24 protein-coding genes are annotated in these 22249 nt (G+C 61.7%); all 24 read left to right on the top strand.

Going from position 1 to position 22249, the window contains the following annotated elements; all coding sequences use genetic code 11:
* Positions 1–16 precede the first annotated feature (16 nt).
* The 24 genes from V7Q53_RS02880 (at position 17) to V7Q53_RS02770 (ending at position 22157) form a co-directional block, all read left to right on the top strand.
* Positions 17–307: a hypothetical protein gene (locus V7Q53_RS02880; RefSeq protein WP_333826871.1), complete on the top strand. Its 291-nt coding sequence runs from the start codon at positions 17–19 to the stop codon at positions 305–307.
* A gap of 110 nt (positions 308–417) precedes the next feature.
* Entirely contained in the window at positions 418–999 is a 582-nt protein-coding gene (locus V7Q53_RS02875) for a terminase small subunit (RefSeq protein ID WP_333826870.1), read from the top strand.
* A gap of 3 nt (positions 1000–1002) precedes the next feature.
* The gene (locus V7Q53_RS02870) at positions 1003–1236 is read left to right on the top strand and encodes a hypothetical protein (protein ID WP_333826869.1); all 234 of its coding nucleotides are present in this window, start codon (positions 1003–1005) and stop codon (positions 1234–1236) included.
* Between the two features lie 75 nt (positions 1237–1311).
* On the top strand, positions 1312–2886 hold the full coding sequence (locus tag V7Q53_RS02865; protein ID WP_333826868.1) for a hypothetical protein: 1575 nt from the start codon (positions 1312–1314) through the stop codon (positions 2884–2886).
* Positions 2883–3275: a hypothetical protein gene (locus tag V7Q53_RS02860; RefSeq protein WP_333826867.1), complete on the top strand. Its 393-nt coding sequence runs from the start codon at positions 2883–2885 to the stop codon at positions 3273–3275. Before V7Q53_RS02865 ends, V7Q53_RS02860 begins: the two co-directional genes overlap by 4 nt.
* A gap of 1 nt (position 3276) precedes the next feature.
* Positions 3277–4866 carry a hypothetical protein gene (locus V7Q53_RS02855; RefSeq protein WP_333826866.1) on the top strand — a complete coding sequence of 530 codons (1590 nt, stop codon included), beginning with the start codon at positions 3277–3279 and terminating at the stop codon, positions 4864–4866.
* Entirely contained in the window at positions 4863–5372 is a 510-nt protein-coding gene (locus tag V7Q53_RS02850; protein ID WP_333826865.1) for a hypothetical protein, read from the top strand. Before V7Q53_RS02855 ends, V7Q53_RS02850 begins: the two co-directional genes overlap by 4 nt.
* Positions 5359–7617, top strand: a complete 2259-nt coding sequence (locus tag V7Q53_RS02845) for a portal protein (protein ID WP_333826864.1) — start codon at positions 5359–5361, stop codon at positions 7615–7617. Before V7Q53_RS02850 ends, V7Q53_RS02845 begins: the two co-directional genes overlap by 14 nt.
* Complete coding sequence (locus V7Q53_RS02840) at positions 7614–7880, top strand: hypothetical protein (RefSeq protein WP_333826863.1); 267 nt, start codon at positions 7614–7616, stop codon at positions 7878–7880. Before V7Q53_RS02845 ends, V7Q53_RS02840 begins: the two co-directional genes overlap by 4 nt.
* 4 nt (positions 7881–7884) lie before the next feature.
* Positions 7885–8124 carry a hypothetical protein gene (locus V7Q53_RS02835; protein WP_333826862.1) on the top strand — a complete coding sequence of 80 codons (240 nt, stop codon included), beginning with the start codon at positions 7885–7887 and terminating at the stop codon, positions 8122–8124.
* A gap of 40 nt (positions 8125–8164) precedes the next feature.
* Positions 8165–9157, top strand: coding sequence for a hypothetical protein (locus V7Q53_RS02830; RefSeq protein WP_333826861.1), 993 nt, complete (start codon positions 8165–8167; stop codon positions 9155–9157).
* A 17-nt stretch (positions 9158–9174) separates the two neighbouring features.
* On the top strand, positions 9175–9354 hold the full coding sequence (locus V7Q53_RS23385) for a carbon storage regulator (RefSeq protein ID WP_442954407.1): 180 nt from the start codon (positions 9175–9177) through the stop codon (positions 9352–9354).
* Positions 9355–9393: 39 nt separating this feature from the next.
* Positions 9394–10539 (top strand): N4-gp56 family major capsid protein, encoded by a 1146-nt coding sequence (locus V7Q53_RS02825; protein WP_333826860.1) that lies wholly within the window; start codon positions 9394–9396, stop codon positions 10537–10539.
* Positions 10540–10602: 63 nt separating this feature from the next.
* Positions 10603–11043 carry a hypothetical protein gene (locus V7Q53_RS02820; protein ID WP_333826859.1) on the top strand — a complete coding sequence of 147 codons (441 nt, stop codon included), beginning with the start codon at positions 10603–10605 and terminating at the stop codon, positions 11041–11043.
* An 81-nt stretch (positions 11044–11124) separates the two neighbouring features.
* Entirely contained in the window at positions 11125–11694 is a 570-nt protein-coding gene (locus V7Q53_RS02815) for a hypothetical protein (RefSeq protein ID WP_333826858.1), read from the top strand.
* A 3-nt stretch (positions 11695–11697) separates the two neighbouring features.
* Entirely contained in the window at positions 11698–12378 is a 681-nt protein-coding gene (locus V7Q53_RS02810) for a phage adaptor protein (RefSeq protein WP_333826857.1), read from the top strand.
* Positions 12379–12390: 12 nt separating this feature from the next.
* Positions 12391–13074 carry a hypothetical protein gene (locus V7Q53_RS02805; protein ID WP_333826856.1) on the top strand — a complete coding sequence of 228 codons (684 nt, stop codon included), beginning with the start codon at positions 12391–12393 and terminating at the stop codon, positions 13072–13074.
* 97 nt (positions 13075–13171) lie between these two features.
* Positions 13172–15424, top strand: coding sequence for a hypothetical protein (locus V7Q53_RS02800; RefSeq protein ID WP_333826855.1), 2253 nt, complete (start codon positions 13172–13174; stop codon positions 15422–15424).
* Positions 15424–17205: a hypothetical protein gene (locus V7Q53_RS02795; protein ID WP_333826854.1), complete on the top strand. Its 1782-nt coding sequence runs from the start codon at positions 15424–15426 to the stop codon at positions 17203–17205. Before V7Q53_RS02800 ends, V7Q53_RS02795 begins: the two co-directional genes overlap by 1 nt.
* 160 nt (positions 17206–17365) lie before the next feature.
* The gene (locus V7Q53_RS02790) at positions 17366–17650 is read left to right on the top strand and encodes a hypothetical protein (RefSeq protein WP_333826853.1); all 285 of its coding nucleotides are present in this window, start codon (positions 17366–17368) and stop codon (positions 17648–17650) included.
* Between the two features lie 9 nt (positions 17651–17659).
* A complete protein-coding gene (locus V7Q53_RS02785) occupies positions 17660–18136 on the top strand; it encodes a GNAT family N-acetyltransferase (RefSeq protein ID WP_333826852.1) in 477 nt (158 codons plus the stop codon).
* The gene (locus tag V7Q53_RS02780; protein ID WP_333826851.1) at positions 18111–19157 is read left to right on the top strand and encodes a tail fiber domain-containing protein; all 1047 of its coding nucleotides are present in this window, start codon (positions 18111–18113) and stop codon (positions 19155–19157) included. The genes V7Q53_RS02785 and V7Q53_RS02780 overlap by 26 nt, the downstream gene beginning before the upstream one ends.
* Position 19158: 1 nt before the next feature.
* The gene (locus V7Q53_RS02775; protein WP_333826850.1) at positions 19159–19980 is read left to right on the top strand and encodes a phage tail tip lysozyme; all 822 of its coding nucleotides are present in this window, start codon (positions 19159–19161) and stop codon (positions 19978–19980) included.
* Entirely contained in the window at positions 19980–22157 is a 2178-nt protein-coding gene (locus V7Q53_RS02770; RefSeq protein ID WP_333826849.1) for a hypothetical protein, read from the top strand. The genes V7Q53_RS02775 and V7Q53_RS02770 overlap by 1 nt, the downstream gene beginning before the upstream one ends.
* The last annotated feature ends 92 nt before the right edge of the window (positions 22158–22249 follow it).

Below are 22249 nucleotides of genomic sequence, written 5' to 3'. Positions count from 1 at the left end.
CAAGGAGAGAACCAATATGACCATCGAAGTGAACGGAAATGAAATCTGGGTGCGATGCGGCAGCGGTGACGATCAGACCATCTGCATCGACTTCAGAAAGGATGGCGTGAGGATCAACGCACACCCAGAACCCGGAAGTGAAATCGAGACAGCCGCAGCTGAGCTTTTCGAGTGGGATGATGATCCGATCGCGGTTGCCCAGGTGGTCATAGACCCCATTGAGGCCGTCGCGCTCGCCCATGCTATCCTGGAGCAGGTCAGGCGGATGGGGCAGAAAAAAACCTTCGTGTATGACCAGGCTGACTGATCTCAGGGGCGCTACATGCGCCCCAATCACATGCGCCAATCTCTACATCTTGTGCAAATCCCCACTTTGCTGCACAATCCGCGCCACATCTTGCGCAGGATACGCAGACAATGGCCGGGCCCCTCAAAAATCCACGACATGAAGCGTTCGCCCATGGTCTCGTAAAGGGCATGACTGCCGATGCGGCCTATGCCAAGGCCGGATACAAGCCCAACCGCCACAATGCCGCCCGCCTGACCACAAATGAACACGTCAAGGCTCGCGTCGCCGAATTGCTCAGTAAGGCCGAAGCCCGCACAGGCGTGACCCTCGATCGTGTCCTGCGCGAATACGAGCGCATCGCCTTCTCCGGCATGTCGAAGTTCCTGCGCGTCAACAAAGATGGCGACCCCATCATCGACCTGTCTGCCTGCACCCCCGAAGACCTCGACCTGCTGGCCGAAACCACGCTGGAAGATTTCACCGAGGGCCGTGGCAAAGACGCCCGCGATGTGCGCCGCATCAAGATCAAGACGCTGGACCGGATGCGCGCCCTCGAAGCCTTGGGCAAGCATCTGGGCATGGGCGACAAGGCCAAGAACGAAACCACAGACCGTCTCACCGAAGCACTCATGCAGATCAACGCCCGAGGATCTGCCGCGCCTATCGCCACAGCCGCAAGGCTGGCCGCAGCACAACAGAACGAGGAATAGACAATGGACGTGAAGCTCACGCTCGCATGGAAACCCGTGGCCGAGGGTGAAGGCCCCGCGACATTCGAGGCCCTCAACCCCAATGTCCGCTGGTGGGTTGCCAGTGAAGCCCCGACCACCACCGGGCTGACAGCCGAGCCGGGAAAGCCGATATCAGTCGCCCTCGACACTGACGAAATACTCTACCTGTCAGGCGCCGGCACCGCCGTTGTGCTGGCCGAAAACCCGATCGTCTAGCGAGTAATCCAGATGTTCCCGACGCCAGGTCACAACGTCCGCAGCCTATCCGGTATCATCGTTCTCGGGTATGGCTTGGGCCGTCTCAGCTCCAGCACCTCCCCCCTGGCACTCTTCGCCAACGGCGAGATGGGCGTATGGTTCGCGCCGTCTTCTGAGACGTGCTTTGCTGACCTTGAAGGCACCACTCCCGCGAGCGCAGGACAGGCCGTGGCGTTGCTGTTAGATAAGAGCCGAGGTTTGGTGCTTGGACCGGAACTATATCCTACGGGCACGGCGGCGCAGAACACTCCCAGTTTCTGGTCGTCCAATGTTAATGCAGCCGTCGTCGGAAATACGGTTTCTCTGTCAGGATCAGGGGCGTTTGGCCTGCGAGTGGGGAATATCCCAGAAAACTGCGTGGTTTTAATTCGAGTGTCCACGCAGAACGCTACCGTCTCGGTGCGCACGGGCGGAGGCGCAGGAGTCGATATCTCAGGAAACCTCTCCTCCGGTCAGGTTTTCAAGTATATCAGATCGGTGGGCGTAGCCAATACGCTGTATATTCGTGCCGTAGAGACCGCCTCTGGCGGCAGTTATACTCTCGAAGAATTTTCTATCCGAAATCTTTCGGGTTACCACACCACACAGCCGACCGCTGCCGCACGGCCTATTCTTGGCCGGGAGCCGAAGTCCGGGCGTCGGAACATTCTTACGCTGACGGAGAGCATGGACCAGTGGAACGGCCTTTCGGGGGAAGTAATTGTAGCGCCTTCGCTAGAGACATCCCCCGAAGGGAAAGCATTTCTTGTTACAGGAACAAGCGGTGGATCGTCGGGTCTTGGGCGGCTAATTGATGTATTTGGAGTCGCGGCAAGAAATCTGTCTGAGCCGGGTGTTGTGAAGTTTTGGGCCAAACGCGTATCCGGAGCGAGGCAGCCTGAATACTTGTCCGGTGGTAACCGAACCAGCTACCCTGAACTTCCTGATGACGGGCAGTGGCACTATATTTCCGCTCCGGTTGCTTCTGGCCAATTCCAGTTTCTTACCCGATGGACCAACAGTGAAATTCTTGTTGCAGCGCCTCAGCTTGAGTTTGGTTCCGTCGCCACCCCTTACCAGCGTGTCGGCTCCATTTATGACGTGACCGAAGCGGGTCAGCCTGATTGCTGGTATCTGTGGTTCGACGGCATCGACGATCATATGCTGATGCCGGTTGCGTTTAATCCGGCTGTTGGTTCGCCGTGGAATATCTTCGCGGTCATAAACAAAGGACCGGGCGCAACCGGGAACGCACGCTTTATCATGTCTGGTAGTGGTGCCAGCGACAACCGAGGCGTCCGTGTGTCGATGGAGGATTTTTCAACCATCGCACCAAGGTGGTATACCCCCGGCACTTTCATCAAAGCGCGTATCAACGGCCTGCCCGTTGCAAACAGCGAACCGTATAATGAGAGCAGAACCAACGTCTTCTACATGCAGCACTCTTTCCCGCAGACTGCGGCGTTTAGCTATGTGTTGATGGGTTCGCGTGTTGCAAACGGAGGTGCCGTCACCGGAGTTGGTATCGGGAGACTGTATAGCATGGTGATTGCACCCGGTGATATCACCACGAAGCTGATATCCGATATCGAGAAGTCTCTCGCAAGCACAGCAGGAGTGATCCAATGAGACTGACCGTCGCATGCCCTGATGCTCTGCGCGACGACGCCAATCACCTTGCCATGGTGCTCGCGTTCAGCGCTGCCGACGCGCTCACCTACGGCGCACTGAACTGGCAAGACGCAGACGGCAATCTCTACGCCGCAGCGTCTTTCGTCGCGCTGCCAGAGTGGATAGAGGGGGCTACGCAGCCCCTTCAACGCCCGAAATGGGACAGTGAGGAAATCATCGACATGGAAGCCGCAGGGCGTGCACAGGTCGCTCTGGTGGTCTGGCTGGGTGGTGAGGAACCTGTTCCTGCGGCTGTCCCGGACAAGCTGACCGTTGTTGCCGGTGATGATGGACTGGCGGCGCTGGGGATGATGGGGATGACGCCCGTGCCGGATGTTAAGAACTGACATGTGCGCCCTTGCAGCCATCCCCAGGGCAATCACGCCCGACTTTGAGCCCAGCACAGCCGAAGAGCTGCTGGAGGCCCTTGGCTCATGGGAATGGCGCATGTTCAGCGGCAAGCTCTACAAGATCATGGTCAAGGGCGATGACGATACCGAGGGCACGGTCCTACCCTTCCTGCCAAACGCCAACCAGCGAAACTTTCTGGAAAACCTGCACTATCGCAATGTGATCCTGAAGGCGCGCCAGCTTGGCTTCACCACCCTGATCGCCGTCCTATGGTTCGACCACGCCGCCTTCAACGCAGACCAGCGCTGCGGCATCATCGCCCATTCTCTCGATGATGCTGAGAGCATCTTCCGCGACAAGGTGAAATTCGCCTATTACAACCTGCCCCCAGCCGTGCGCGAAATCCTGCCGCTGGCCCGGGAGAGCGCCAAGGAGCTGCTGTTCGCCCACAACAACAGCGCAATCCGCGTCGCCACCTCCATGCGATCAGGCACCATTCACCGCCTGCACATCTCGGAAATGGGCAAGATCGCCGCGAAATTCCCCGAGAAGGCCGTGGAGATCGTCACAGGCTCACTGCCCGCCGTACCAAAGACCGGAATCGCAATCATCGAAAGCACTGCCGAGGGGCAAGAGGGCGAGTTTTATGAGATCGCCACCCGCGCCGAGAAACTGGTGCAGTCCGGTCGCAAACCGAACATGAGCGAGTGGGCGTTCCATTTCTACCCGTGGTGGCGCGAGCCGGGCTATGTCATGGACCCGGCCACGGTGCGCATGACGCCCGAGGATCACCAGTATTTCGATGAGGTTGAGGCCGAGACAGGCGCAAAGCTGCGCCCGGATCAGCGCGCGTGGTATGTGGCCAAGCGCGACAACGAGTTTTCCGGCGACCCCGAAAAGATGTGGCGCGAGATGCCATCGACGCCGCAAGAGTGCTGGCGCAGATCGACCGAAGGCAAATTCTACACCATCCAGCTTGCCCGGGCCCGCATGGAAGGCCGGATAACCAAGGTTCCGCACGTCTCCAATGTGCTGGTCAACACCTTCTGGGATATCGGCGCGGGCGACGGCACCGGCGTCTGGCTGCATCAGGATATTGCCGCCCAGCATCGCTTCCTGCGCTATTTCGAGGGCTGGGGCGAAGGCTATGCGCACTACATCCGCATCCTGCGCGAAACCGGCTGGCTCTTCGGCGTGCATTACCTACCTCACGACGCCGACCACCAGCGCCAGCTGCAGGACCGGGTTGGATCGCCTGTTGATGCCCTGCGCGAGCTGGCGCCTGACTGGACTTTTCACATCGTGCCCCGCGTTGAGACCATCCAGCACGGCATCCAGATGACCCGCGAGAAGTTTTCGCAGGCGTGGTTCGATGAGGAAGGCTGCAAGAGCGGCCTCGAACACCTCGACCTCTACGGCAAGAAATGGAACGCCCGGCTTGGCGTCTGGTCCCATGAGCCCGAAAAACTGGCTGGCCACAGCGAGGCCGCCGATTCATTCCGTCAATGGGCGCAGGGCTATGACCCGCGCCTGCTTCGCCCACAGACCCGGCCACGCCGCCGGGCTTCAGGAGGTATGGTTGCGTGAGCAATGAGCAGCAAAAAGAGATGCAGGTCGATAACTCGGTGGATAGCGACGGCACCGAGCATTACCGGCCCGCGCTGGACCTGACCCAGTGCCACAGGACATTCACCCGCGGTGACGTGACCGTCTGGCTCACATGGCTGCGTCGTGGTGGCCAGTGGGAAGCCTGCATGGTGCTGACCCCCAAGCGCCTCATGGCCATCAGCCACGAGCGCGTCACGCCCTGCGTCATTCCCATGTCGCGGGCGTGGGTTTGGGCCGAGGAAACCGGCGATTTTGGCGACTGCCTGATCAACGCCGGCGTCTTCTGCGCGAACCTGGGCTTCAACCCCTTCAACCCAAAAAACCCGCTCAAGGTGATCGGCATCGTCCGTGACCACCTTGGCGATCTGCTGACCATCCCGCCACGGCCCGCTGATCACCGCCTCAGCGTCACCGCAGAGATGATCGTCACCGACAATGCCACGGGCAAGGTCAAGGAAATGGAAGTGTCCGATGAGCCGACCTGACGAAGAAGGGCCGCACACCAGCCGCCGATACCAGACCCGGGTGGACCCCAAGCAGCGGCCGGAAGATCGCGTCGATGCGCACAATGACCTCCTCTTCGGTGATGTGAGGACCGCAGAGCGATCCAAGCTGGATTCGGAGCCGGTCATGGTACTGCATGACAAGATGATCAGCCACTATCTGCGTGAGCTTGACCGCCAGAGCGAGTGGCGGCGGCGCATGGAGTTGGATGAAGATTTCTACGACTCGGACCAATGGGACGCAGAGAGCAAGCTGATACTGGCCGAGCGCGGGCAGGAGGCGCTGGTCCTCAACGTCATCGCGCAATCCATCAACTGGATCATCGGATCACAGCGCAGCGCGCGCACAGATTACAAGATCCTGCCCCGGCGCAAGGATGCCTCGAAGGCCGCCGAGCGCAAAGGTCAGTTGCTCAAATATCTGGCCGATGTGAACAAATCGCAGTTCGCGTTCTCGGACGCGTTCGAGGAACAGATCAAGGCGGGACTGTCATGGCTGGAATGCGGCGTCCAGGACGATGCTGATGGTGAGCCGATCTATGAGCGCTACGAATCGTGGCGCAATATCGTCTGGGACAGCAGCGCCAGCGAGCGCGACCTGTCCGATGGCCGCTACCTGTTCCGCACCAAATGGGTGGACATGGACACAGCCATCGCCCTGTTCCCCAACCGCAAAGACGCCATCCAACATAGCGCCAGCACCGTGCATGAGTTCGGCGCCAGCCTTGACCGCTTCGGCGATGAAGCGATGGACTCGATGGAAACCGACTCGGTACGCGAGGCCTACAGCTCGATCGAGCATCCCGCCTATTCCCGCGACCGGGTGCGCCTGATCGAGGCGTGGTTCAAGATACCCGAGCAGGAAGAGGTGATGGCAGGTGGCGACTTCGCGGGCGAGATGTTCGACCCCAACAGCCCGGGACATGCCGAACAGATCGAAACCGGAATGGCCGAGGTGCGTAAGCGCCTGACATACCGGACCTATGTGATGGTGATGACCAACAGCCGCGTCTTGTGGTTCTCGAAATCGCCCTACCGCCACAACCGCTATCCGCTCACCCCGCTCTGGTGCTACCGCAAGAAGAAGACCGGCGAGCCCTATGGCATCGTGCGCAACATGGTCGATGCCCAGAAGGATATCAACAAGCGCTTCTCGAAGGCGCTGGCCATCCTCTCATCCAACAAGACCATCATGGATGAAGGCGCGGTAGCCGATCTTGATGAGTTCGAGGAGGAAGTTTCCCGCCCGAACGCCATCATCGTGAAGAAGAAGGGCTTCCAGCTCGATATCGCTGCCGACCGCGAGCTTGCTCCCGCGCACCTTCAGGTCATGCAGATGAGCATGCAGATGATCCAGACGCTATCCGGCGTCACGGATGAAGCCATGGGGCGCACCACCAACGCCGTCTCAGGCCGGGCCATCACCGCCCGGCAGGAGCAGGGCGCGGTATCAACCTCAACCGCCTTCGACCATCTCAGGGCTGCGCGCCAGTATCATGGCGAAAAGATGCTGTCTCTGGTCGAGCAGTTCATGGATGAGCGCAAGCAGTTCCGCATCACCAACAGCCGGGGCCAGCCTGATTACGTCGAAATCAACGATGGCATGCCGGACAACGATATCATCCGCACCAAGGCCGATTTTGTCATCTCAGAAGACGACTGGAACGCCTCGATCCGCCGCGCCCAGGTCACGGAACTCATGGAGATGATGACGCAGCTGGCGCCGGTGGCCCCGCAGATCGTGATGGTGTTGCTCGATCTGGTGGTAGAGACGATGGATATCCCGAGCCGCGAAGAGATCGTGAAGCGGATCAGGGGCCTCACCGGCATGGAAGACCCTGACGCAGACCCGAACAGCCCCGACCCGGAGCGCGAAGCGCGTGAGAAGCAAAAAGCGCAGCAAGCGGCGATGGAGGCGCGCGCAGCCGAGGCCCAGATCGCCAAGCTGGAAGGCGAAGCCGCGAAGACGCAGGCCGTGGCCGAGAAGGAGGCCGCCAACGCCGCCAAAATCCTCATGTCCATGCCCGGCGAGACCATCGAGCAGAAGCGCAAGGCGCTGGAGGTGGCAATCATGCTCCTGGGCGGGCCGCCGGGTGCCGCCGACACCGCCGATGCGCTGCTGGATGACGCAGGGCTTGGCGATCAGCCTCCCGGGCCACCACCGGGGCAGGAAATGGGCGTGGAGCAGCCCATGCCTGAACCGGCAATGGATGGAGGTATGATGTGATTGGCCTGACCGATTTCATGGGGCTTCACGCCCTGCGTCAGGCAGTGGCCCGCGCGCAAATGCCCACCATTCGCGTTTGGTATGAGGATGATATCGAACGCAATATGGGGCGCTTTCGGCTTCTGCCCGATCTGCGCGCGCCCCTCTCACCCCGATACTGCCCCGAGTCGAACGCAATCCGGCAGCGTGACCTCCGCCGTGCAGCGCGCCGCCTCGATGCTGTCGAACACCGATCAACCCTCAGCACCAACCAAGGAGTGTAAAGCGATGGCCTATTCAATTTCCAAAACCCAAGACCCAACCCCTGACATGATCAAAGCAAAGCAGGGCGTGAATGGTGGGTGGGCGCTCATCGCGGTGGATCGCGGCGCAGATCGGATGGGCGCTGTCGAGCCGGAAGCGTATTTCTCAGACGCCAACGCGGCAGTCATCGGCTTCGCCAAGCTCATCGGTGCGCCGATCTATGACGCCATCGGACCCAACGCAGCCATCCCGGTGAGCAAGTAACACCCCCATCCACGCTTGAGACGAACAGGAGAACCTTCCAATGGTTAAGAAACTTGACGCCGACGAGATGAGCGACCGCGACGACGATCTGCCCGTGCTGGCAGACGACGACACCCCTGACGACGCCCCTGTTGCCACCAAGGCCTCCGTCCTCGATGACATGGAAGACCACGAGGAACACCTCAAGGGTCTGCTGTCTGACGAGGAACTGGCCGCTCTGGAAGATGATGGGGATGACGATGGCGACGAAGGCGAAGGCGACCCGGAAGAAGGCGACGATGATGGTGCAGAACCTCAAGGCGCTGCGCCCGAAGCCGATGAACCGGCGCGACCCGAAGCTCAAGCCGCACCACCTCCCGCCGCAATCGAACTGACCCCCGAGCAGATCGCGGAAATCGAGACGGCGCATGAAGCGGCGGAAGCCAAAGCGCTCGAAGACTGGCGGGACGGCGAGCTGACCGATGCCGAGCTGCAAGCGCAACTGAAGGCTATTCGCGCCGAGACGGCCCAGAAGCACCGCGACGCCATGGATGCCATCGCGGAAGAACGTGAAGCGACCGAATGGCAGAAGGTTGTCGATACCTTCCATGCCGATGCCCGGGCCTATATCGCCGATCATCCCGGCCTGGAGAAGCCGGAAGCTCTTGCCGATTTCGACCGGCATGTGCGCCTCGTGACCGGCAATGCCCGCTTTGAAGGCCGCAGCAATGTCGAGAAGCTGGCCGCCGCTCACCGCCTCTACATCGCCGAGGCGAAGGAGTTGGGCCTGAAGGCGCCGCCCATGAAGGCGGCCAAGAAGCCTGCTGAGGCCGAGCCTGAGCCGGAAGCGGCCAAGCCAGCCGCCCGCAAGCCGAAACCCGAGGTTGTGCCGACGCTGGGCCGTGTGCCTGCCGCCGCCACCAACTCCGCATCGGACGGCAAGTGGGGCCAGCTGCAAACCATCATGGATCGCGGCACCCCCGAGGAAGTCGAGCGCGCTATGGCGGGCCTGTCGGATGAAGAACGCGAGGCCTTCGCCTCAGCGGACGTTTGAGCAAAAGGGGGCGTCAGGTGCTTGCAGTCAGCGTGAAAGAAGGCGGTCGGATTGCCATCGGTGATGATGTGATTGTCACCGTCAGGCGCCGTGGCGGCCGCGTCTGCCTGTGCATCGACGCCCCCGAGACCGTCAGGATACGAAATCTGGACAGCGAAAGGCCAAAATTGGCCGCGGATACCATATCTAGCGGTTAGTATTTGCATCAAACGCAATATGTGGTATTTATATGCCAAATGCTGGCCGCAGGATGCGCCCCTCACTCAGTCAGGAGCGCCGAAATGGCCCAGACGATTATCCCCTGGGGCGACCCCAAGGCACAGAAAAAGTGGTCTGCTACCCTCGCCGTTGACACCGCCCGCCAGTCCTACTGGTCGCGGAAGTTCATGGGCAAAGGCCAAAACAACATCATCGAAGAAAAGCTGGAAATCGCCTCGGATGCAGGCGATCGCGTTTCGTTCGATCTGTCCGTGAAGCTGCGCCAGCGCCCAACCCCCGGTGATGCCCGCGTCAAAGGCAAGGAAGAGCAGCTGCGCTTCTACACCGATGAGGTGATCATCGACCAGCTGCGCCACCCGGTTTCCGCCGGTGGCCGCATGAGCCGCAAGCGCACCATCCACGACATGCGCAAGATCGCCAAGGACCGGCTGGCCGAATACTGGCGCACCTATCTGGATGAAATCAAATTCATCTACCTGAGCGGTGCGCGCGGCATGAACGAAGAGTTCATTGAGCCGGAGGACTATGCCGGGCACGCGGGAAACCCCCTGCGCACCCCCGACTCATCGCACCTCCTGTTCGCAGGCGCAGGCACGGCCAAGGCCAACATCACTTCCGCGATGAAGATGAACCGCGATCTGATCGAGCGCGCCGAAACGCACGCCCGCATGATCCGGTCCTTCGACACCGAGGCCGCCGACATGGTGCCGGTCAGCATCGACGGCGAGGATCGCTTTGCCACAGTCATGTCGCCCTATCAGGAGCATGACCTGCGCGTGAACGACACGCTGGGCTGGGTGAAGATTCAGGCCGATGCGTCGAAGGCAGAGGGCCGCAACAACCCCATCTTCAAGGGCGCGTTGGGCATGATCAAGAACGTGGTTCTCCACAGCCATGAGAACGTGATCCGCTTCAATGACTACGGCGTCGGTGTGAACCTTCCTGCGGCCCGGGCTCTGTTCCTCGCCCGCCAGGCAGGCGTCATCGCCTACGGCACCCCGGGCGGCATGCGGTACATGTGGAAAGAGGAGATGGAGGATTACGACAACGAGCCCACCGTGGTGGCTGGCGTGATCTTCGGCTTCTCGAAAACCCGCTTCAACAACCGCGACTTCGGCGCCATCGCGCTCGATACCTACGCGGCCAAACCCACCGGCGCCTGAGCCGCATGAGGGGGCGCTCACGCGCCCCTTTCGTGTCCCATTCAAGCCAAGAGGATCACAACCATGGCTCTGTTCCAATCTTCGATGGCCAAGCGCCGCGAAACCCCGCCGACCGCTTATGTCCACGGGGCGCGCATGGTTTCGATCTCCAAATTCACCTTTACTGCCGCCTTCGCCTTCGCCACCGACAAGATCGAAATGGGCCTGCTTCCCGCAGGGGCCCGCGTTGTCGGCGCGCGCCTGATCGGTCGCAACCTGGGTGGCGCGAACAACGCCAGCCTTGGCCTCATGAGCGGCGAAGCCGGTGAGCCCGACAACGCCCGCACGGTCGGCACTCAGCTGTTTTCGGCACAGGCTGCGCAGAACGCTGAACCGACCGCCACCACGCTGGCCTGCCTCAGCATCGCACCGTCTGACGGGCATCGCGGTATCGGCGTCACGCTGTCCGCTGATGTGGCCGCCGGCGACCGCGATCTGACGCTGGTCCTCGAATACATCTTCTGACAGCCCGACACCCAGTCAGGGACAGTGTGAGAGGGGCGGCGGAACACCCGCCGCCCTTTTTTGAAACAGGAGGCATAAGACGTGCAGATCGAATTTACGCTGAAAATGCAAGGTGGGAGCGAGGTCAAGATGGCCGATGGCACCATCTACACCTTCATCCCCAATGCCAATGACGAGCATGTAGCCGAGGTGAAGAACGCCGCTCACATCGAGCGGTTTCTTGCTGTTCCGGGCTACCGGATCGCGCGCGATGAAAAGGCCAGTGTGAAAGCCGACGCTTCAGCAAAGGCTCAGAAGGCCGAAGCTGACCGCCTCGCCGCAGAGGCTGCCGCCGAGGCCGAGGCCAAACGCATCGCCGACGAAAAGGCCGCTCAAGAAGAAGCTGACCGCCTCGCCGCCGAACAAGGTCAGGGCGAAGGCAACGGCGAACCGGCAGGCGACGACGCTGACACGGACGCTGACAATGCGGCTGACGAAGCGATCGAAGCAACTCAGCTGGCAGCCATGACCCCCGACGCTCTGGCAGCGCTCTATGAGACCGAGATGGGCCGCAAGCCGCATCACCGCGCCGGTCCCGAAACGCTGATCAACCAGATCATCGAGAACCGCAAAGCCAAAGGCGACAACGCCCCGGCCGACACCGAGGATTGATCCATGGCTTTCACCGCCGCCGATGTGATGCGCAAGGCATCGACCATCCTGCAGGATGCGGGGTCAGTACGCTGGCCCCTGCCCGAGCTGCTGGGATGGCTCAATGACGGCATGCGCGAAATCGCCATCCTCAAGCCCACCGCGACAGCGGCAACGGCGACCATGGACCTGGCATCAGGCACCAAGCAGGCGCTGCCCGACACCTACCACCAACTGCTTACAGTGGTGCGCAACGTCCCGGGGCGGGTCATCACCCCCATCGTGCGCGAAGTGCTGGATACCCAGTTCCCGGGCTGGCACGACTCTGACGTGATGCCGTTCAACGCCTCTGTCGTGCATGTCGTCAATGACACCTTCGACCCGCGCGTGTTCTATGTCGTGCCCGGAAATACCGGCACAGGCGTGATCGAGATCATTGCATCCGTCCTGCCCGCCCCCATCGCCACCCCTGTAAACCCGCTGGTGATCGAGAGCTATTCCGGTGCAGTGCCCATCGGCGATGTGTATCAGGGCGCGCTCACCGACTTCATCCTCTATCGCGCCTTCTCGAAGGACATGAACCTGCCGAACGCAGGGCAGCGGGCGCAGACCCACTATCAGCAGTTCGGCAACGCCCTTGGCGTGAAGATGCAGAACGAAATGACCATGAACGTGGACACACAGAAGAGCCGCTTCAGCCAGTGATAGGGGGCCTCTGTGCCAACCACCGCCGTCCACCTGTCCAAATTCCTGCCCTACACCGCCCTGCATGCGCCGGGCGCGCCGATTCCGACAATCGAAAGCTACCTGCGCCTCGCCGCCATCGAGTTCTGCGAGCGCACCCGGTGCTGGCGCCACATGGTCAATGTCGAGCTTACCGACGAAAACCATGTGGCGGTTGTCGCGCCGCCCTATGCCGCGATCCACGCCTTTGAATATGCGGCCTTCATCGCAGACAACGGCCCGCGCCGCCCGTTGCTGCCCACGCAGTATTCAGACCTTGCCCCCGAAGGCTTCCCTGAAAACGCAGGGGCCCTGCCAAACCACATCACCCAGGCGACACCCAACAGCATCACGATCTTCCCCTTCGCCGCTGGCGAGGTCGAGCTGTCCGTGTTCCTCAAGCCCCGCTTCGGGCAGGACTTCAACGGGCCAGATCGGGAATCGCCCATCGAAGACGCCTATGACAAGGTTCCTGAGTTCCTGCTCACGCAATGGGGCGAGGCTATCGCCGTGGGCGCGCTGTCAAAGCTCCTGATTGTGCCCCAGCAACGCTGGACCGACCAGAAAACCGCCATGACGTTTCTCGCCCGGTTCGAGCGGTATTGCGACCAGCACTTTTCCAGCAACGTGATCGGCCAGCAACGCGCGCCCCGCCGGTCACGTTTCTCATACCTGTGAGGCATATGGCGTGCCCGTAATCCGCATCAACGACTTCAAAGGCACCCTGCCCCGCAGGAACAAGCGCCTGCTGCCCGATGGGTATGCTCAGGTATCCATGAACGCCCGCCTAATTGATGGCGCTCTGGCGCCGTTCAGGGGCGCGCGGGTGGAGCATTCCTTCCCCGACCCGGTGCAGACGATCTACTACCACGGCACCAGCTGGCTTGGCTGGAATGCCGTAGTGAACGCGGTGCCCGGCCCTGTTGCGCAGGACAGGCTCTATTTCACCGGCGATGGCGCCCCGAAGATGCGTGTCGGAACCACCGTCTATCCGCTGGCCCTCCCCGCCCCCGATGGTCAGCCTGACGTGTCCATCATTGATGAGTTTGTGCCGCCCGCCCTCAATGATCCCGACGATGATATTGACGGGTGGCAAGACACCATCGCTCCGCCAAATCTGCCGACACCAGACCCCGACGCACCGACCACCGAAAGGGTCGGCTGGTGGAATGCCCAATGGGTGCTGAGCCCGGGCATTGACGGCCAGTATTCGCTTAATGTTACATGGCAGGCAGACACGGAAGCGACCGCGCCCATGACTACCCCGCCGGGCAGAGCGCCGGGCGTTGGCATGTGGGGGGGCGCTGAGGGCAGCTATTCCCCGCCTGCGCCGACCAATGCCGGAACATGGCAAAGGGTGGCCGTTGCCCCGCTTTTTTCGCGGTTTGAACTCATTTCCCCGATCGACCCTGCAAACCTGCCATGGCTTGATCCGGTCAGAACCCCTGGGGAGCCACACCGGCTTGCGATCATCCGCGAGCCCGTTGGTGGCCTGATCGCCGGGAATCTCGTCACAATGCCCGCGCTGGCAATCCTTGACGTGAACAACGACCTTATCCCCGACTCGGTTTCGGTCGAGGTCACTGTTCAGGTAGCTTCAGGTTCGGGCGGGACAATTCTGGGGCCAACCCGCGTCAATACGACAGGCGGGTTACTCCGGTTCCGCGACCTGAGACTGATGGGGCTGGAGGATGAACCCTACGTCCTGCGCTTTTCTGCGCCCGGGCTGGAGCCTGTCCTGTCAGGCGAGGTTCTCGTTGCGGAAGACCCACGGCTGTTGGGCCAGACCACAGTATTCGCCTACACGATGGTCACGGAATTTGGCGAGGAAAGCGCGCCATCGCCCCTGTCTGAAAGCGTCTTCGCCACTCCAAGCAACATTGTCAGGATCAGCGGCCTTGCCATCGCGCCGATTGTGAACGCTGCCGCGCGCGGCGTTACGCATTTCCGCATATACAGGTCAGTGACGGGCGCGTCAGGGGTGACGGATCTCTATTTCGTCGCGGAGGTGCCGGTTGCCAGCGCTTCCTTTGACCATGACATTGCCACGCCGCTGGGCGAGGTGCTGCCCTCTGCCGACTATGACACGCCCCCCGATACCATGCGCGGGCTCATATCCATGGCAAACGGCATGATGGCGGCGTTTGATGGCAAATCGGTGCGCTTCTGCGAGCCGTTCCGGCCGCACGCATGGCCCACCAAGTACGAGATGACGACAGACTACGATGTTGTCGGCCTCGCCTCCTTCGGAACGACACTGGCTATCATGACGAAGGGCACGCCATACGTCTCACAAGGATATTCGCCCAGCACCATGGCAATGGAGAAGATCGAGCAAAACCTTCCATGCGTGTCAGCCCGCAGCATTGTCGATCTTGGCTATTCCGCCGCCTTTGCCACACATGAAGGGCTTGTGGTGATCGGCCAGGGCGGCGCGAATGTTGTCACCAAAGAGATGTTTTCGCGCGATCAGTGGCACAACATGACGCCTTCCAGCATCATCGCCGAGCAGTACGGTGGCCGCTATGTGTTCTCCTATCAGGCCGCAGGCAACCCATCCCGGTCGATGGGTTTCATTGATCTGACCACCGGGCAACAGCCATTCTTCATGGAGGCAGACGCCGCCCCCAATGCATTCTTTCACCAGCTTGAAACCGGCGAACTCTTCTTTATCGAAGGGGCCGGGACGGTGAAGGAGTGGGATGCGCGCGCGTCGCTTCCGCTGATCTATACGTGGAAATCGAAGCTTTACAGCCAGCCGGCGCTTCAGAACTTCGGGGCCATCTACATCGAGAGCGACGAGCAGACGGCCACCGCGCATGGCGAGCCCCTGAGTGCGGGCGTGGTGTTCGCTGCCAGTATCTATGCTGACGGCAACCTGATCCATCAAACCAACGGCTTCGGTCTGCCCGCCCGCCTGCCCAGTGGGTTCCTCGCCACCGATTGGGAGGTGCGTGTCGAGGCTAATGTCTCGGTCACTTCGATCTGGCTTGCCGGTTCGATAGATGAGCTGTCGAGGCCTATGTGATGAGCCCTCACCGCAACCTTAGCCCGCAAGACGCCCGCAACCGCGAAGCCCTCGAAGTGCTGGCCGGGCTGAAGGGATCGCCGGATCAGCACGCCCTTCGGCGGGGCATGATCAAAGATATCGAGAAGACCGTAGCCGACCTTCGGGCGCAGACTGCCGCGCTGACGGCAATGATCGCCGCTGCTTCCAACGGCGCGGCACGCCAAGGAGGCATCGGATCGGGGCGCGATGAGCAGCTGGACGAAGATCTGCGACGGCTTAGGGAAAACGATCGCCGCTTACACCTCCGGGTGGATGAGAAAGTTCGTGAAAGCCTGATAACGGCGGGGGAAGCGGCCGATAAGATTGAGCAGGCCAGGCAAGAACTTGACGATATAAATTTCTACATTGACAGCATCGCGGACGATATCGAAAACGGCAGAGAAGTCGCCGCAACGCTATCCTCCATCCAGACAATAGTAACCGCTGAATATGGCTCGTGGGGCGCGTTTGTCAGCAACATCGCCACGGCAGTAGCGACCACCGATGTTATAGCCGCGCGTCAGTTCCTCGGCGTGACTGCGGGCGACAACACCGCATCGCTGGAACTGGTGGCTTATGATGGCGAGCAGGGTTCCGGCAGCGCCGTTCGCATTCACGGCGACAACACCATTGTTGAGGGCACGCTTTCGGCCAAATCGCTGGTCATTTCAGACGGCTCTGGCAACCTTGTTCCGAACGGCAGGTTTGCGTTCAACGATTTCCGAGGATGGCCAGCCGTTCCGAGTATGTGGAGCATCGCCGCTCAAACCCCCAGTGCGGGCGACAGCGCCGTCAGAAACGCGCCTACTCCCTTCGTCCTTCAGATGAACGCCCATACGAGTATCCAGACCATGAACACAGCCATGGTGCCTGCGCAAGAAGGTGACAGGTTCCATTTCAGCTTGTCGATAGCCGCAGGCGGACCTTCCCCCAACGTGGACATTCGCGTTCTGGCGAGGTGGTACAATGCAGAAGGGGCTTCGCTGGACGTGTGGCAGGGTACGCTCGTTCAGAACCTCGGCTCCACTAGCTGGAGCGAGTATACTACTCTTTCGGGTGCTGCCCCGTCGGGCACGGCGTATGTTCGGCTTGAAATCCGCCGCCAAGGCGGGGGGGCTGGTCGGGGCTATGTCACCAATATCGACGTTCGCAAGCCGCGCACGGGCTCGACCTTGATCCTCCCGGGTTCCGTCACGACAACTGAAATCAACGTGCAGGAATTGGCGGCGTCGTCGGCGTTCATTGACCAACTGAGCGCGCAAAACGCTTGGATCAGGGGTAACCTGATTGTGGATGGTGCCATCTCCCGGTCGGTGTTCTTGGAAGCCGTTGGTGGGCCAAACATCACGACCACTTCCTCGCCGGGTATTATCAGGGGTAGCGCGGTACCTTGCGAAGGTAGGTTCCTGCCGTTTGACTCCACGTTCATGCCCACCAACCCGATACGCATTGACCTGACAGTGTCGCTGCAGTCGGTTGCCGCGCCAGCCCGGCTGGTTCTGGTTCCGCAGGCACGCGAAGGAACCACTTGGAGGTCAATTCTTACGTTGATGCCTTTAGAGCACATAATACCCAATGCCGTCGGGTATCCCGGCCAGCGACACACAATCACTTTGACCGCATATGTCTACGCGTTTGAAACCCCCGAGAACTGGAACCAAATGCGTATCATGGCGCATGTCACGGGCGCCGCTCCTTTCGGGGGTAACGCTGTGGCGACTGACTACGTGATGATGAATGTGACGCAGTTCAACAGGTAGCGATCGAGGACATGCTTGCCGGGCTGCCTGTGATGAAATGCCGGGGACAAGATCCCGACCAGATACAGGCGCTGCGCGACCTCGCGGCGCTGATCGACAAGGCCGGAAGGCTGCAACACCCCGCCTGAGCGCGGGAATAAGAGTAGAAGGAGGGGCAGCAATGCCGGATACACCGCACGAGCTGTTTGCCCTCATTCAATCCGCGTGGGCACAGATATTCGCCGTGATTGCGCTCATTGTCTGGTTGATCAGAGGGGAAGCCACCACCAAAGCCAATGCTGCGGAGATCCGGCGTGTTTGGAGGCAAAGGGCTGAAGATATGGCCACACAAGAAAAGCGGCGGTCTGACGACCTTGAGGCAGCGAAAGAAGCCCGCGACACAACAAACGAGATGCTGAAAGAGGTCAGGAACGACATCAAGAAGCTTTTGAGCCGCAGGGATTGAGGTGAAGACGTGCGGAAGCTGACAGTCACGATGCAAAATCAAGAGAAGCTCATCCGATGGGCTGAGCCTCGTATGGGTGTCGAGCCCGGCCATATGCCTTCGGAAACCGTGGCTATGGGTGTTCTGGATGAAGCCGGTGAGATACAGGCAGTGATCTGCCTCAACGCCTTTTACGGCAACTGTGCCAGCCTTCATCTCGCCTCGAACGGAAACAAGCGATGGCTGTCACGCAAGGTTCTCAGGGTGGTTTTTGGTTATGCCTTCCACTTCCGAAAACTGCGTCGGCTGAATTTCGTGGTGTCGGTCTGGAATGTCCCCGTTCAGGTTCTTGCACTAAAGGTAGGGCTTCGAGTCGAGGGGTACACAAGATGTGGTGCAAATGACGGTTCCGATGGTATATTGTTTGGGATGCTGGCTGAGGAATGTCCTTGGCTCAGTGCCACCAGAGAGGTGATGCAAGATGGGCAAGTCAGCACCAAAGCCTGATGCACGGATCGGCGAGGCCGCGCTGCGTTCTGCGCAACTGGGCGAAGAGTACCTGGGTTGGATGCAAGGCCTTTCCGAGGTTACGACCGGCTGGGCAACTGAGGACCGAGAGCGGTATCAGCGCACGTTCCAGCCGCTCGAGGATAGGTATGTGGCAGAGGCCGCCGATTATGCATCGCCCGAGCGCAAGGCTCAGGCCGCGACCGAAGCTGTCGGCGATGTGCGCCAGCAGGCCGCCATGTCGCACCAGATGCGCGAGCGCAACCTTACCTCGATGGGCGTCAATCCGGCGTCGGGCCGCTTCGCCGGTGAAGACCGCCGGGCTGCCGCAGGCGAGACGCTGGCCGCCGCCGGTGCGGCCAACATGGCGCGCAGGCAGGTCGAGGCGATTGGCGACAGCAAAATGTCAAACGCGATCAACCTAGGCAAGGGGCTGGCCGTCAACCCGGCAACCTCCATGGGCATGACCGCGAGCATGGGCGGTTCCGGCTTTCAGGGGGCAATGCAGGGTCAGGGGCAAATGGGCAACCTTCTGAACACTCAATATCAGAACCAGTTGCAATATCACCAGATGCAGAACCAAGGCATGGCGGGCATCGGCGGCGCTATTGGCAGTATCGTGGGTGCCCTGCCTATGCTGTCCTCGAAGGAATACAAGAAGGACAAGCGCAAGGCGATGGGCGTCCTCGACGCCGTGAAGAGCATGCCGGTCGAGGAATGGGAATACAAGGAAGGCATCGCCGATGGCGGTAAAGCCCGCCATGTCGGACCCTACGCCGAGGATTTCCAGAAGGCGACCGGCCTTGGCAACGGCAAGGAAATCAGCGTGATCGACGCCGTTGGCGTGAACATGGGCGCCACGCAGGAGCTGGCCACGCAGGTTGAGCGGCTGGAGAAGAAAATCGACCAGATAGGGACGGGCCGCGGTAAAGCCTCCGGGCGCAGCGCAGACCGTGACAAGCCTGGGAATTCGGCACAGGCGCGCTGGAGCCGGGAAATCTCTGTGATGGAAGCCGCCTGACATGAGCTTTGCAGCCGGTCTCCTTCAGGGCGTCGCGGGAAGCATGACCTCCCGGGTCACGCGCATGCAGCGTGACCGCGAGCTTTCCGCGCTTGAGGCTCTGGGTGGCCAACCATCGGCGGCACAGGACACTCAGCGCCGCGCGATGGGCGTTATGGGGCCGCCAGCGGCCGCCACTCGTCCTTCGCGCGGCGCTGGGGGAGGTGCAAGTGTCGGCCGGGTTGATCCAGACATGGAATGGCGCGTCTGGAACGGGTTTGTGGAACGGGGCGTGCCTGAGCATGTCGCCGACGGCATAGTCGGAAACATGATCGGCGAAAGCAGGCTCAACCCCGGAATCAATGAAATCGCGCCACTTGTGGCCGGATCGCGCGGCGGTTTCGGCTTCAATCAGTGGACGGGCCCGCGCCGCCGCGCCCTTGAGGCGGAAGCGGCGCGGCGCGGCGTTTCGCTCGATGATGTTGATTTCCAGATCGACTATACCATGCATGAGTTGCAGGGAACGGAGCGGCGCGCCTACGATCGGCTTTTGGGGTCCACCAACTCTGAAGAGGCGGCGCGTGCCTACAGCGAGCATTTCCTGCGCCCCGGCATCCCGCATCTGGAAGGCCGTCTCGCGCATGCCCGGCGTATCGCAGGCGCGCGTGCAAGCGGATCGTTCGGACCGGCCCGGCAGGAACCGCCAAGCAGACCCGGACGCCGGGCACTGAGCGCCACCCCTGCGTCGCGCGAACGCACTGAAACCAGTGATCGTGGCGAAGAACATTCACCCCAGCAGCCATTCAGCTGGCTGCGCAACTACATGAGCAAGGGGAACACCTGATGGCTTTTTTCGCATCGTTCGTTCAGGGCGTCTTCCAGGGCATGGATTGGCGCGAAGGCCGCGATGACAGGACGCGGCGACGCGGCATTCAGGATGAACTCCTGGAGCGCGACCGCGAACGCTTCGGCTGGGAACGCGAGGACCGGACCCACACCCAAGGGGAGCGGGCTCATACCGCGTCCGAGCGCCGCCGCGCCATTCAGGAGCGTGAAGCGGACCTTGCTGCGTGGGGCGAAACCACCGACCAGATGATTGAGCGCGAGGAGCGGCGCGGGCGCGGATCGCGCGAAATCTCCATCCTGCCACCCGAGCCAAACCGCTCTGTGCCTGAGAACCGCGCCAACAGCCGCGATGCTGGATTGGTGAGTGCATCGCCCACGCCATCACAGATATCGGACCCCGCAACCGCGCAGCGCTCTCTGGGCGTGACCGGGGCCAGCACCGGCGAGGCCCAGCAACGCCCTGTCTCTGACCTCAGTAAGCGCGGTGGCGCGAACCCACGCCGTTCGCCGGTGCCGGAAGCACTGCTGAGCGATGGCACGTTCATGGGGTTTGCCAATAACGCCGGGGCGCGGCCAGACGAGTTTTGGAATAGCCTCGATGAAGGCCAGCGACAGCAGTTCGTGCAACGTGCATCGCAGCCCCAATCTGTGCGCGGCCCGCTGCACGGCGTCACGGACCCCGGCGCCGATCCGGCCACAGCCGCCAACCCCAGCTACCGCGAGCCCACCTCCGAGCGCCCGGAGCCGCCGCAGGCCGGTCCCCGCCCAGGGCGAACGATGGGTCTGCCGCTGGATGGCGTCGTATTGCCGCCGGAACAGCACTCTACGCCACAACAGGGTGGCCGGGTGCGCCATCAGCAACCCGTGCAGGCGCCAGCCCCACCGCAGCCAACTGACCCAGCCGCAGTAAGGGCAGGCACGCCTCCCGCGCAGCCGGGGCGGCCAGCCTATGCCGCAGCAGACTGGGAACCCACCCCCCTGTCATCGACCGGCACGCCGCTGGCCGAGGTGAGCCTGCCCGGCGATCAGCCCCCGCCGCCCGACGCCGCCAGACAGCGCGCTGACCAGCTGGCCGGGGCACTCCCAGCGGCAGGCAGGGGTATCATGGATGGCGTTCGCCGCGTCGGTGGCCGCATAGCCGATGATCTGGCCTATTCGCGTGATGTAGGTGGTGCGGTTGTCGAGCGGGGCCTTGGCACCGGGCTTTCCGTCATGGGTGCACCAGAGGCCGGGGCAGAAGCCTTCCGGCGTGGCGACGACGCCACGCAGCGTGTCCGTGACAACGAGGCGCGCGTTGCCGCATCGCGCAGTGTCGGCGTTCCGCCAGAGGGCGCCCCGCCGCCGCAGGCCGGTGCCAAGCCTGCGCAGGGCCAGCAACCGGCAGGGCAGCCGGGCAGGCAAGGCGTCCCCACAACCCCGCGAGGCACCCCTATCGCATCGCTCGAATCCGTGCAGCGATCCACGCCGCAGGCCCCCGCGACAACCTCACGCAGCGGCGCAACCCGCCAGCCCAGCGAAGCGCAGCGCGAGCAGGCAGCGGAGCGCGCGGTTCAGGATTACCGTTCGCGGCGTATGACGCCGATCGTCGAGCGCTACCTGCGAACCGGGCGCCCCGAACAGGCCCGGGCTTTCGAGGCATGGATGAATGAGCGCGGCGTTCAGGAGGGCATGCGCTCTTGGGCACGGGCGATCCATGCCTATGGCACCAACGATTTCGAGGGGCTTCTGGAAGGGCTTGTCGGAGCCTATGAGGCCAACGACTATTACGACGATGGCCTGTCGATTGATCGCAGTCAGACCGATGTGCAGCGGGACGAGCGGGGCAACATCACCGGCGCCACCATCGCTTTCCGCGACAACGCGACGGGGCGCACCTTTCAGCAGGAGATCAACGGCATCCGCGACATGGCCGCTGTTGCCATTGGCACGCTGTCACCCGAAGCGGTGTTTGAACGCATGTGGGAGCAGACATTCGGGCGTGACGCGGATCGAGACGAGCGCGCTGCTGCCCGGCAACGCGCCTACGGTCAGGCTTATGAGCGGCTTTCCCGTGCAGACCTGAACTGGGGGAGCCTGAGCCCGAGCGAACAGGATGCGCGCATTCAGGAACACTTGCAGCGCTCCACAGGCGCGAGCGGCATCGGAGCGGGGGCCGTGCCAGTCTATTCGGACTGAGGCCAAATATAGCCTTTGATGCGAGGCGAAACCCATATATTGTGGTGAGGGCGGCGCAAAGCCGCCCCTTCCTTATTTCGAGGCCAAGCTGT

It is taken from the genome of Pararhodobacter sp. (assembly GCF_036802785.1).
GTDB lineage: Bacteria > Pseudomonadota > Alphaproteobacteria > Rhodobacterales > Rhodobacteraceae > Pararhodobacter.
The sequence above is the reverse complement of the archived record's forward strand: the minus strand, read 5'-3'. Positions and strand labels throughout refer to the sequence as shown.